Annotated in this window: 13 protein-coding genes; 9 read left to right on the forward strand and 4 right to left on the reverse strand. The window is 45.7% G+C overall.

The annotated features are described in order from the left end of the window. Positions 1-52 precede the first annotated feature (52 nt). The 4 genes from LCM10_RS09625 to LCM10_RS09640 all read left to right on the forward strand — a co-directional run bounded on the left by LCM10_RS09625 (position 53) and on the right by LCM10_RS09640 (position 2,846). On the forward strand, positions 53-499 hold the full coding sequence (locus LCM10_RS09625; RefSeq protein ID WP_224876016.1) for a prepilin-type N-terminal cleavage/methylation domain-containing protein: 447 nt from the start codon (positions 53-55) through the stop codon (positions 497-499). Next, positions 496-933, forward strand: a complete 438-nt coding sequence (locus LCM10_RS09630) for a type II secretion system protein (protein WP_224876017.1) — start codon at positions 496-498, stop codon at positions 931-933. The genes LCM10_RS09625 and LCM10_RS09630 overlap by 4 nt, the downstream gene beginning before the upstream one ends. 1 nt (position 934) lies before the next feature. After that, a complete protein-coding gene (locus LCM10_RS09635; protein WP_224876018.1) occupies positions 935-2,140 on the forward strand; it encodes a hypothetical protein in 1,206 nt (401 codons plus the stop codon). Positions 2,141-2,435: 295 nt separating this feature from the next. Next, a complete protein-coding gene (locus LCM10_RS09640) occupies positions 2,436-2,846 on the forward strand; it encodes an STAS domain-containing protein (protein WP_224876019.1) in 411 nt (136 codons plus the stop codon). Positions 2,847-2,897: 51 nt separating this feature from the next. Here the strand turns inward: LCM10_RS09640 and LCM10_RS09645 are convergent, their stop codons facing one another. From LCM10_RS09645 to LCM10_RS09660, 4 genes are all read right to left on the reverse strand, one after another. Then, on the reverse strand, positions 2,898-3,494 hold the full coding sequence (locus tag LCM10_RS09645) for an SCO family protein (protein WP_224876020.1): 597 nt from the start codon (positions 3,492-3,494) through the stop codon (positions 2,898-2,900). Positions 3,495-3,564: 70 nt separating this feature from the next. Beyond that, on the reverse strand, positions 3,565-4,566 hold the full coding sequence (locus tag LCM10_RS09650) for an ABC transporter substrate-binding protein (RefSeq protein WP_224876021.1): 1,002 nt from the start codon (positions 4,564-4,566) through the stop codon (positions 3,565-3,567). A gap of 239 nt (positions 4,567-4,805) precedes the next feature. Then, complete coding sequence (locus tag LCM10_RS09655; protein WP_224876022.1) at positions 4,806-5,561, reverse strand: ABC transporter permease; 756 nt, start codon at positions 5,559-5,561, stop codon at positions 4,806-4,808. Then, positions 5,545-6,333, reverse strand: a complete 789-nt coding sequence (locus tag LCM10_RS09660) for an ABC transporter ATP-binding protein (RefSeq protein WP_224876023.1) — start codon at positions 6,331-6,333, stop codon at positions 5,545-5,547. Before LCM10_RS09660 ends, LCM10_RS09655 begins: the two co-directional genes overlap by 17 nt. A 193-nt stretch (positions 6,334-6,526) precedes the next feature. Between LCM10_RS09660 and LCM10_RS09665 the strand changes: the two genes are divergently transcribed. The 5 genes from LCM10_RS09665 to galE all read left to right on the forward strand — a co-directional run bounded on the left by LCM10_RS09665 (position 6,527) and on the right by galE (position 12,985). After that, on the forward strand, positions 6,527-7,789 hold the full coding sequence (locus tag LCM10_RS09665; RefSeq protein ID WP_224876024.1) for a hypothetical protein: 1,263 nt from the start codon (positions 6,527-6,529) through the stop codon (positions 7,787-7,789). A 118-nt stretch (positions 7,790-7,907) separates the two neighbouring features. Further along, positions 7,908-8,645 carry a DUF6843 domain-containing protein gene (locus tag LCM10_RS09670; RefSeq protein WP_224876025.1) on the forward strand — a complete coding sequence of 246 codons (738 nt, stop codon included), beginning with the start codon at positions 7,908-7,910 and terminating at the stop codon, positions 8,643-8,645. A 200-nt stretch (positions 8,646-8,845) separates the two neighbouring features. Next, positions 8,846-10,432 (forward strand): solute:sodium symporter family transporter, encoded by a 1,587-nt coding sequence (locus LCM10_RS09675; protein WP_224876026.1) that lies wholly within the window; start codon positions 8,846-8,848, stop codon positions 10,430-10,432. Positions 10,433-10,805: 373 nt separating this feature from the next. Continuing rightward, complete coding sequence (locus LCM10_RS09680) at positions 10,806-11,987, forward strand: galactokinase (protein WP_224876027.1); 1,182 nt, start codon at positions 10,806-10,808, stop codon at positions 11,985-11,987. Beyond that, complete coding sequence (galE, locus tag LCM10_RS09685) at positions 11,984-12,985, forward strand: UDP-glucose 4-epimerase GalE (protein WP_224876028.1); 1,002 nt, start codon at positions 11,984-11,986, stop codon at positions 12,983-12,985. Before LCM10_RS09680 ends, galE begins: the two co-directional genes overlap by 4 nt. Positions 12,986-12,990: the final 5 nt, after the last annotated feature.

Here is a 12,990-nt window from a genome sequence, read left to right on the forward strand (position 1 = left end):
TTTTTTTAGAATGATATAATAGTAGTAGAAAATACCTGTGAGGAGAATTCGGATGGTTCGGAATGAAAAGGGAGTTACGTTAGTTGAAATATTGGCGGCTGTTACGATCTTGTCGATCATTCTCGTGTCCATCTTTAACTTGTTTCCTCAGATCGGGATGATGAACCAGCAGAATGCGATGAAATTAAAAGGGATGAATACGGCTAAAGGTGTATTGGTTGAGTGGTCCAATCGTGAGGATGTAAAGTCATTTGTTTTAAGTAGCGGGACGGGCTCGCCTCCGGATGGATACCAATCAGCAGAGTCAGATGGTAAAGACTACTATCTTTTTACTATTGAAGAAGCTTCTGTCGACAAACTAATAAAAATAAATAAAAGTCCTACATTAGATAATGATGCAGGAAAGACTTACTTGATCCAGGTCGAATTGAAGGATAAGAAAGGGAGACTTGTAAGTGAGACGTTCGGATATGTTTCACTGGAGGGGGAGCAGCCTTGAGGAATGAAAAAGGAGTAACATTAGTGGAAATGCTTGCGGCCTTATCAATTCTCACGATTATAGGTCTGGTCACGTGGAACGTATTCTTTCAAGGGCTTTTTTATTCTAAAAAAGCAGAAAGTGACATCTCGTTACAGCAAGAAGCGAATATCATTGCCATGAAGATGACCAGGATTCATCAGACTTCGGAAACGTACAAAGTCGTAAGCGACCGGTGTGAAGTCAAGGTAACCCATACTCCTATAACAGGAGACAAGACACCGCAGAACACCTTATTTTCAAACGGAAATCTATGTATTTCTTCAAATGAACGTAATAAGGTGACTCCAGCAACAGAGGAGTTCGATTTAAATCTATCAGTTTATGATAGTAGGAAGCCGGATAATAAATTTGAATTACATACCACGCTTTACAGGCTGAGAGAGAGGGATTAAGTTGACTCCTAAACTGAATAATAAGGGATATGCCCTGGTTTTGACTCTCATGATCCTTGTTGTGTTCATGGTCATGGCCCTCTATCTCATGGGAAGGTCATATAGCAGCACAAAGCAAAATGAAGTAGTGGAGGAGAACTATCAGTCGGCCGCTTTGGCGGAGATGGGGGTAACCCAATATAAGTTGATCGTTAAGGATGCTTATGAAAAGAGTAAGGGACCGATTGAAGAGAAGATTGCTTCTGATCCTGATTTAGCCTCCGACAATATGGAAATTATTGAAGAATTGGAATGTGAAATGAAGAAGCAATTGGGTACTTTAACGTGCGGGGGGGATGTGAATCCTTACTACATGAGCATTGACGATAAGGGTCTTTCAACATTCACCATACAAGATTTTGCTTTCAATAGGGAAGAAGGCAAGCTTATTATTGGATTTGCAAGTACGGGAGAGCAAGAGGGTGAAATGACGAACTTACATGTGTCCATGACCATACCTGTTGACGCAGAAGACGGATTTAGTGAAGAAGGAGAGCCAGTATTTGATTTTATCAAGCTTCCGCCGGATATAGATCAAGCTTGTATTGACCCGGGAGACAAGAAAGTACAGTGTGATAAGGTTGTCCTGGACAAAAATTCCTCATATCCAGGGAATAATGGCAAGATAGATAAAGATTTACTCTATGCGAAGAATGATTTAACACTAAGCAGTGCCAATAACTTTGACTATTCCAAGATTCACGTCGAAAAAGATTTTACCGTAAAGAAAAATATGCAAAATGCAAAAAAAGTCTACATAGAAGTGAAGGGAAAGGCTGACTTCCAAGGGCATCTAGATGCCTCAGAATCGGATATTTATGTTCAACTCGATATGACTGTTGAGAAGCAGCTTACCCTTTTAAATCATTCAATTCTTTTTGTAGGAGGCAATCTGACCATCGATGGTAAGGGGAATGGTAATAAGTTAGATGTCAGCAACAACTCCAAGATGTGTATTGGTGGAAATTTGAAAGGGTACCCAACAGCTGATATAGATGGAAAGATTTATATGAAAGGGACCGATAAAAGCGGAAGGGTCGAACTTGATCCAAAAAGTACAGGGGTAGGGAACATCGAATTCTTAGATGAAGACACGTTCAATCATACATGTGGGCAAAAGAGCATCTGGGGTGAAATGGAAACGGATGTAAAGTATGAGTACAATTAGGGGATAGGTTAAAAAGAACAGGGACTAGAGCCTGTTCTTTTTTCTATGGTCAAACTGTGTTGTATTAGCGAAGTGTGGCATGATTGGAATGGATGAAAGAGAGGCAGGGAAATTCTTTAGTGTATCGATTCTGGGAGCATTGTTAAGCATCCCGTTGTGGATGTCATTCTCGGGAAAGATCAATCTTATTAAGACCATAAAAATTTTCAAATGAATGTTTAAGTGTGAGAGGGTATGGGTAAAAAATACTATGTGAACTCACTACTCACTAACTCAAAAGATTGAGGTGCTACCTATGAATCTTTCAACCAAACAAACGATGTGTTTCTTCTATCATCCTTCTTTCAGGAGAGATCCTTTCGTCAATATGGGTAACAGCCGTTTTTATAATAGAAGTTTACGAATAGACACCCGGGTCGATTCATTCTCGATGAACGTAACCCTGACAGGACAGCTCGATTCTTCCACCATTGAGCAGTTAGATGAGTTCCTGCTTTCCTACAGGGAAGAAGTGAGAAAGTCAGAAATCATATCCTTCGATATCAGAGGGTTGGAGTACATCAACCGCTTTGGGATGTATGGACTACTTGATTTGGTACATGTGTTAAAACACGAAGGACTTCAGGTTTCATTTCGCACCACTCGTAACAGGGCAGACCGGATGTTACAGGATGCCGGTTTTTACACATGGCTGGAGAATAAATAAAAAGCCAGGTTCCTTCCGCAGACAAGTGCGGAGGGAATCTGGCTTTCGTTGCTATTTCAGCTTTTGGATATCCTTGATGATCTCCTCATAAGGAGGACCCGACACTCCTTCATACTTATTTAGTAGCGTCCCAGATTCACTAACGAGGAAAAAGGAGGTTGCATGGATAAACTGATTCGAGCCTTCCACCTTTGCAGCCGGCGTTTTAAACGAGACATTTGCAAAGGACTCGATTTCGTCCCGTGTGTAGCCGGTGAGGAAGGTCCAGTTGTTATCGTCTGCGCCGTGCCGTTGGCTATACTCGTTCAATGTCTCGGGCGTGTCGATTTCCGGGTCGATTGAAATCGATACGAGCTGAACATCCTCTTGAAGACCGGCTTCCTTGATTTTATCCTGAAGCTTCTTCATATTCGCCGTCATCGGCAGGCACACCGTATCGCAGCTGGTAAAAATGAAATCCGCGATGACGATTTTGTCCTTATTAAGTTCTGATAATCGTACCTTGCTACCGTCCTGATCCACGGCTTCAAGCTCCCCGACCTCTACCCTCATCGGAAACGTCGCTTCTACATCGCCCTTCCCGCATCCTGCCAGAACCACCGCCAACATCAAAACTGTAAAAAGCGATAACCAAACCCTCTTCATCATAACCTCTCCCTCCTACAAAAAAAGACCGCCCCTTCACCACATTAAAGCGATGAGGGACGTACCTTCAAAATCAGTCGATGAATTGTTTGTCGATCAGGTCTGTGAATTCTGGTTTTTCTTTTAGGAATTTAAGTTCGTAGGATGAGTTGGCGAACGCCTGAACCGCTTCTGAGTCTACTTTATACGTGAATCCGATGCGCTCCCATGCTTGGTCGACGACTTCTTTGCTTAGTTCCTGTTTTGTTACTTCTTTGATGTCCTTGATGGTGATTTCTTTTGCTTCTTCAGGGTTTTCGGCGATGAATTCCGTTGCTTGTTTGTGAGCGTCCACGATGCTTTGGATACGCTCAGGGTTCTCTTTCACTGATTTTCCAGAAGCAACAAGGACGGATGCTGGAAGTGTCTTACCGAATGCGATTTCGTCATGATCGATGATGACCTTCGCGCCCGTTTCTTGCTGGATGACCGCAGCCCATGGTTCAGGAGCGACGGCGATGTCCACTTTACCTGATTTCAGCATGCCTGCGTATTGAGCAGGGTTACCGGTTACGTGCTTCATCGTTCCTCCGATACGTGATGATTCGATGCCGTGCTCTTGAAGGAATGTCTCGACTTGGACGTCATGCGTGCAGCCGACCGCTGGTGTGATGAATGACTTGCCTGCAAAATCATCAACGGAAGTCACGCCGCTTTGCTCACTTGCCAGTACAACCGTACCGCCGGTGGATCCACCAGCGATGATCTTCACATCTGCACCGGTCATGTAGTTGTTCATGGCAGGACCAGGTCCTACAAGGCCAGCGTCAATTTCGCCTGTTTTCAGGGCGGTCATGAAAGATGATCCGTCCGGGAACGTTTTGTATTCAATCTTCGTGCCATCTCCGAGCTGTTCTTCATAGTAGCCTTTATCCTTTGCCACCATCGCTGGGACGTGGTTGATGTTCGGGAAGTAGCCGATGATGATCTTTTCTTTGTCTGAAGAGGATCCGGACGTTTTGTCGGATGTTCCGCAACCGGCTAAAATACCCGCAAACAGGAAGAAAATCGCAGTAAAAAGAAAGAATTTTTTCATTTTGTAGCCTCCTAATGGTTTTTTATAGGTGAATGGCTGACTTTACGCCAGTTTTTACTAGCTTATTAGTGTGGTAGGGGTGGTTTATTATCAAAAACAGCCACCTTATTATCAAAAAACGAAATATATTATCCAAAACCAATGATTTATTATCAAAAACGAGATTTTATTATCAAAAACACAAAATCTTGTGTTCCAACGACGACAATGAGACAAAGCCACAGCGGCGTTCCACTACCTTAAGACTCCAACCCCCAACGCTTCATAACCGACTTCTCCACACGCTGGAATATCAGCTGATCGACAATCGCGCCGACAACTCCGATGATGATCATAACGGCAATAACCAGACTCATATCACCAAAGTCCGATGCGTACCGCAGCGTATAGCCAAGTCCCGGTCCGGTGCTCAACAGCTCACCGGCCATCAACGCTCGCCAGGCGAATGCCCACGCGAGGCGTGAACCAGTCACCACATAAGGAATTGAAGCAGGGAAGATGACCCTTATAAAAAGATCCAATCCACGTGATCCCATCGTTTGTGCCGCTTTTAAATAGAGCGGCGACACATTTTTAATCCCCATCCGGATGTTCAACGCCATCACGAACGTTCCACCCAGAATGACGACGAAGATGACGGACTTCTCATTCAACCCGAACCACATGATTGCGAGTGGCAGCCAGACGATGCTCGGAACGCTTTGAAGAGCCAACAATACGGATCCTAGCGTTTCGTCGGCTGTTTTTGATTTAGCCAACAGCACGCCGATTCCAGTTCCGATCAGCAACGCAATGCCTAACCCGACGAGCAGCCGCTTGAAGCTGGCGATCAAATCGATGATGAGGGTCCGGTCTGAAACGCCTGTTACAAGCGAGTCGAAAACGGAAGTAGGAGAGGGGAGCACAACCTCTGTCCACAGTCCGAAGCGGGAGCCCGCTTCCCAGAAGGCGATGACGAGTCCAAAGAAGATGATTCGTTTAAGAGCTGTGTTCATGGTTCAATTCCTCGCTTATCACTTTGTCGATTTCCTTCTTCAAATAGCTCATGATGTGCTCCTCGATCTTGATCATTTCATCCTTATGAGCTTCACGTGGTCGAGGGATCTCCACTTTGATATCAGCGAGGATCGTCCCTGGGCGCGTACCCATAACGATGATCCGGTCTGATAGTTTGATGGATTCCGAGATGCTGTGGGTGACGAACAGCACGGTCTTCTTCGTTTCCATCCAGATCGTTTCGAGCTGTCCGTGGAGCCTTGATCGCGTCTGTTCGTCGAGTGCGCCGAACGGTTCATCCATCAGAAGCACTTCCGGATCCATCGCCAGTGCGCGAGCAATCGCGACACGCTGCTGCATCCCGCCTGAAAGCTCGTGCGGATAGTGGTCTTGATAGTTTCCGAGCTGGACCATCTGCAAATACTTTGCCGCCTGCTTTCTCGCTTCCGCCTTCGACATTTCCTTCTTTAATGGAAACGTTACATTATCACGCACGTTCAGCCATGGGAAAAGGGCCGCCTGCTGGAACACCATGCCGCGATCTTTTCCGGGCTTCTTGATCGGATTTCCACCGACCGTGATGATGCCATCCGTCGCTTTCGTGAGCCCGGCCACAATCGAAAGCAGGGTCGATTTCCCGCACCCGGACGGACCAAGGATCGAGACGAATTCGCCCTTATCGATCTCAAGGTTGATGTCCTTCAACACATCAACGGGTGCGCCGTTCTTGTCATTATATTGTTTGTTAAGGTGTTCAATTTCAATGAACAAATAATCACCTTTTCTTATAAATCATATTAAAATAATCGGAATTTAATGAATTAATTATAGTATATTGGTCGGGATTGTCAAGGTTGCTAATTTTTTTAAACAGTTAACGAATTAAATAAAATTGGAAAAAAGTGAAATCATTTTAGCTCGGGAACCGTCTAATAGATAAAAAGAACAAAAGCGGGGGTACTGCATGTTAAAAAAAGCATTTCATGAAGGGAAACTTTTGAAAGTGGTAGTAGGTCTTGCGGGGTTGATGCTTATTTCTGGGGTGACGATTTACAGCCTCTCTCATATAGAGAAGGGAAAAGCGGAACAAATCATGGCGGATGCTGAAGCTGAAGTAGCGTCTGTCTACGGCAACATGCAATCACTTATGGAAAATGCCAAAGTTGATGGGATGCTAGCGACTATAAACGATGGAGATCTGGAATCGGCACAGTTGTCAATGAATTCAGCCGAGGTGAGTCAGCTTGAATTAAGCGGAGGTAGTCAAAGCCCCCTCCAACAAGAGCTGAACGCCAAAATCGGCGGTATTGAAGAATACAATCGACTCGTTCCCGCCGCCAATCGCCTTCAGAGTCAAATAAATGATCTTACTGAAAAAGTGGAGAGGGACCCTCTTGCTCCAGTGGTTTCTAATCAACTTGTTGCGTTAGAAGAGGAACTATCTGATTTCACAAAACAGGTAAGTAGCTCGGAACATTTATTCATCAAAGACTTTTTCAGTGATCGCTATCAACCTCAAGTTGAAATAGTTAAAAAGAACTTGGCGCTTTATCGAGAAGCTTTCAATCAAGTTACTGAACTGAAGACACTTGCTGAAAAATTGTCTGTACCTCAAGACGAATTTAACGAAAAAGCTTCAGAGTTATCCGCAACCGTCAAACAGTTACCATACAGTAATGGAAACAAAAAGCTACAGGAAGACATCCAGCTCGCATCAAGGGAATATGAAAAGAATAAACTTGCTCTAGAGGAAAAGAAGGGTGAAGAGGAAAAGCGTCTAGCGGCCGAACGGAAGAAGGCTGAAGAGCAAAAAGTTCGGGAAGCCGAGGAAGAAGCCTTCCCGATGCAGTTTGTGGAAACCTCATCCGACGGTTTTCAAACGACCTTCAGCCGAAAGCCTTATGGGGAACGCTACGAGGAAATCGATGAGATTGCGAGAAAGCATGGTGGGCGGTATTACTACGTACCAAGTTCTGATGTATCCGTCATTTTTGCAGAAGGCAGAAAGCCACTCGCCTTCTTGAACTACGGGTTTTCAGCAAGCGTGAAGAATAAAGAACTGTTCATTGATTTGTATGTTCATTATACCGGGGTCAATAGGGAAGAAGCTTCCGAGCTAGTCTCAAACGTAATTAATACCGGTGAACCGGTAGAAACAGGTGATGGCGGCGAAGCGAGTTCGAAACTATGGATTGAGAACAACAAACTGCATTATGATGCTTGGTAAAAAATACGGATTCCAGACTGCTGCCATTTAGATAGGCAGCATTTTTTTATAAGAAGGTATTAGACTGCTTGCCGAATTTTGTTAAACTACTAATGAATATAGATATAAAGGAGTCGTTATGAAAAAGTTTACGAAAGTGGTCATTGGATCTTTCTTAATCGGACTATTGTTATCGGTCATCGCTTCTGCCCTCGACTATGTCCCTGGTCCGGAGCGGGCAGCGAATGTTTATTATTTTTCATTTTTTGAGAGTGTAATATGGAGTGCGTTCTATATCGTACCTCTTACTGTTATGGTGGGGATCATTTGGTTAGGCGTTCATTCGCTGTTGGCAAAAGCAAAAAGAATGGGTCCCCTTGTCCGAGGAGTTACAAGCGCAATCGTTTCCGTAGCATTGGTGGCCGGGATAATGGCCCTTTTCTCAAAGCAAGAAGAAACTAATAATATCTACCTCTTACCAGCCGGCTACGAAGGGGAAGCGTATGTCTTCTACAACGTAAAAGGCGCCCCGGAGGTCAAAACCGAGGATGGTTACCGTGTCCATCCGATCAATGAGGAAGGGTACTTCGCCACTTCCATGGAAGAATTGAGTACGGGACTTGTGACGGATCAATATTTTTATGTGGATGAAGAAGGAAACAGGACACCGATCAGTGATCAATGTGTTCAGGCTTACGGAGTGGGGGGATACCAGACCTCTGAAGATGAAGAGGTGGATCTGCAAAGTACTGGATTTAAAGTAGTGAAAAAAGGATGCAGTGAGGAATTCATGACCGGAAGCGCAATCGGGGAAGAGATTGATCGTGTGAGAAGTAAAGTGCTGGAGAAATATTATGATATTCAAAGAGAACGGTAGTCATTTTAGAATACATACGGTTTTGTTTGAAGGAGGAAGCCCCGCTGCTTCCTCTTTTTCATTATTCAAGATGAACGTTTCTAGTAAAAATTAATTAATATTTTACTAAAAACTTTACTATAAGAGCGCTTTCATTTATACTAGCTTTAAAGATTACGAATGAAAGCGCATTAATAGCAGTTTGAGAGAGGAGTTTCATCATGATATTTACAGTTGTTTCCTTCTTATTATTTACATTACTCGTGGCCTTTATTTCCTATTGGAAGACGAGGGACGAGGATTTGAATACGCAAGATGGTTATTTCCTTGCGGGGCGCAGTTTGACCGGATGGGTCATCGGGGGCTCGCTGATGTTGACCAACCTGTCGACGGAGCAGTTGATCGGACTGAACGCACAGGGCTATTCCGACAATATGTCGGTGATGGGCTGGGAGGTCGGTTCGGCGATCGCGCTCGTCATCGTGGCGTTTTACCTTCTGCCACGTTACTTGAAGGGCGGGATCACGACGATTCCTGATTTTCTTGAAGAACGATTTGATTTTGGCACGAAGCAAATTGTCACAATTCTTTTCTTATTCGGTTATGTATTTAACTTACTTCCGCCGATCCTTTATTCGGGTGCGGTTGCACTGAGCGGGATTTTCAATGTACCGGAAGTACTTGGGGTTGACCGCACAACGGCTCTTTGGATCACGGTGTGGACGATCGGAATCATCGGTTCACTGTATGCCATTTTCGGTGGATTGAAAGCGGTTGCTGTGTCGGACACGATCAACGGGGTCGGGCTTCTGATCGGAGGATTGATGATTCCGGTGATCGGATTGTTCGTACTTGGAAACGGTTCACTGTTCAGCGGTGTGGACATCATCATGGAGAACACGCCAGAAAAACTGAATGCGATTGGTAAACCGGAGGATCCGGTGCCGTTCAGCACGATGTTCACGGGGATGCTCCTTGTTAACTTGTTCTACTGGGGAACGGCGCAGCACATCATGCAGCGTGCGATTGCCGCGAAGAACTTGAAGGAAGGACAGAAGGGTGTCCTGATTGCGGCTGGATTGAAGCTGCTTGGCCCATTCTTCTTGATTTTACCTGGGATCATCGCATTCAACATGTTCGGTGAAAATCTTGAGCCGACGGATGCGTATCCTCGACTTGTGAATGAAATCCTGCCGACGCCGCTTGTCGGATTCTTTGCAGCGGTACTGTTCGGGGCGATCCTGTCCTCGTTCAACTCGGCACTTAACTCATCTGTCACGCTATTTATCTTGAATATTTACAAGCCTTACATGAAACCGGGCGCATCTGATAAACAGCTTGTCAAAACAGGGAAGTATTTTGGAACACTACTGGCAGTTTTCGCAATGATCCTGGCGCCACTGATCGAGAAAGCGCCGCAAGGATTCTTCCAATACTTGCAAATTGTAAACGGATTCTATAATGTACCGATCTTTACGATCATCATCATCGGGTACATGACGAAGCGGGTACCGGCGATTGCGGCGAAGGTTTCGCTCTTTGTCTTCATCACGATTTACGCCGTGACGCAGCTGTTCTGGGATACAGGCCTTCACTTCCTGCATATCCTTGGAATCCTGTTCGTCCTATGTTCCGGACTGATGCTGATCATCGGCAAAATCAAGCCTAGGAATACCGATTTTGTCCTGGAAGAATCACATAAAGTCGATATGACGCCGTGGAAGCTTGTGTATCCAGTAGGACTTGCCGCGACGATCGCGATGCTCATCATTTATATGATCTTCTCTCCGGTTGGAATCGGGGCGTAAGACGTTGACAATCGAACAGTCAGGTGATTTTAGCCTGGCTGTTTTTTTAAAAGGTGATGGATCTAATTGGTGATTGGCGAGGAAGACGTAACCTTTGGAAAAGTAACGACGAGCAATCCCACCAAGCGAAGTCTTTTGCGAAAATCAACGGCAGCGATGTTACAAAACATGGATGAAACCGATGAAAAAAGCAGGTAAATAAAACTTAGTAAAACTTTTACTAAAAGTTTATTGACGTAGGGAATCACATGACTTAACATGGAAAATGGAAGCGGTTTCTGATTTATGGGGTGTAACGTCTCGCTATCAGTCAAACCGCAAGATGAACGAGTAGATAAAGTAAGATTTGTTTTTATAAATAGGAGGAATGGGAATGGATTTTGAGAGGCTTTCGAAGAGTTTTCAGCAGATATTCGGCGTAGCGGCGAGCAGGGCTTTTTTTGCACCGGGACGCATCAACTTGATCGGGGAGCACACGGACTATAACGGCGGACATGTGTTTCCATGTGCGATCACGTTCGGTACGTACGCTTTTGCACGTAAACGCGAAGACAGTCTTGTCAGGATGTATTCACTGAATTTTGAAGAGAAAGGCGTGATCGAGTTCGATCTTGACCGTCTCGACTTTGATGAGGGGCATGATTGGGTAAACTATCCGAAAGGGATGATCCGCTTTTTAAAAGAAGCGGGTCATGTGATTGACCGCGGGATGGACGTCCTGTACTTCGGGAATATCCCGAATGGGGCTGGCCTTTCATCTTCTGCTTCGATCGAGCTCGTGACGGGAGTGCTGTTACAAGGCTTATTCAATCTGGATGCCGAACGCCTGGAACTCGTTGAAACGGGTAAAAAAGTAGAGAATGATTTCATCGGCGTCAACAGCGGGATCATGGATCAGTTCGCCATCGGCATGGGGAAAAAGGGTGCAGGGATCCTGCTCGATACGAATACCCTTCAGTACCAATATGCCCCAATCGATCTCGAGGACCATAAAATCATCATCATGAACACGAATAAACGCCGTGAACTGGCAGGCTCGAAATACAATGAGCGGAGGTCGGAATGCGAATCTGCGCTCGAGAGCCTGAAGGGGGTTGTCGACATCGGATCCCTTGGCGATTTGACGGAAGAAGAGTTCGAAAATCATAAAGGTGTCATCTCAAGTGAAACGGAACGGAAGCGTGCCAAGCATGCGGTCTATGAAAACCGCAGGACGCTGAAGGCGCTCGCGTTTTTGAAGGATGGGAAGCTCGAACAGTTCGGTGAGCTCATGAATGACTCGCATGTGTCGCTCCGTGATGATTACGAGGTGACCGGCAAGGAGCTTGATGCCCTTGTTGAAGCGGCATGGAATCAGCCTGGGGTTGTCGGGGCACGAATGACCGGTGCCGGATTCGGGGGCTGTGCCATCGCAATCGTGGAAAATGAACATGTGGACCGCTTCATCGAAGAAGTGGGGAACGAATATAAGGAAGCAATCGGATACGAAGCAACGTTTTATACCGCAAGTATCGGTGACGGAGCAAAAGAATTAAACAAAGAGGTGATCGTATGAACGTATTAGTACTCGGTGGGGCAGGCTATGTCGGTTCTCATGCCGTCTATCAATTGGTGGAAAAGGGATACCGGACGATCGTAGTGGATAATCTTCAGACAGGACATGAAGGGGCGATCCATGATGACGCCATCTTCTATAACGGCGATATCCGCGATAAGGAATTCCTTCGCTCTGTTTTTGAAAAAGAAAGCATTGACGGTGTCATCCATTTTGCCGCCAATTCGCTTGTCGGTGAATCGATGGAAAATCCGCTGAAATACTTTGATAACAACGTATACGGAACACAGGTGACACTCGAAGTCATGAAAGAATTCGGCGTGAAGAACATCGTCTTCTCATCCACTGCCGCGACATACGGCGAACCGGAGCAGGTGCCGATCACGGAGCAGATGGAAACGAAACCGACCAACGCCTACGGTGAAACGAAGCTCGCGATGGAAAAAATGATGAAGTGGTGCGATGAGGCGTACGGCATCAAATTCGTATCGCTCCGCTATTTCAATGTGGCCGGTGCGAGAACGACCGGTGAAATCGGGGAAGACCATGATCCCGAAACCCACCTGATCCCGATCATCCTACAAGTCGCGCTCGGGCAGCGTGAGCATATCACGATCTTCGGTGAAGACTATGACACACCGGACGGCACATGCATCCGTGACTACATTCACGTCGATGATCTGATCGAAGCCCATCTATTGGCACTGAACTACTTGAAGGAAACTGGGGAAAGCAATATCTTCAACCTCGGCAGCAGCCAAGGTTTTTCGGTAAAAGAAATGATCGATGCCGCGCGCAAGGTGACGGGGCATGAGATCCCGGCGAAAGTCGGCGAAAGAAGAGCCGGTGACCCGAGCAAGCTGATCGCGTCTTCTGAAAAGGCAAAGAGCGTGCTAGGCTGGAATCCTTCACGTACATCGATTGAACGGATCATCGGGGACGCTTGGAATTGGCACAGCAACCATCCGAAAGGCTATGAAGACGGAAAGGGAGAGTGAAGAAC

This window comes from Rossellomorea aquimaris (assembly GCF_020171925.1).
Taxonomy (GTDB): domain Bacteria; phylum Bacillota; class Bacilli; order Bacillales; family Bacillaceae_B; genus Rossellomorea; species Rossellomorea aquimaris_F.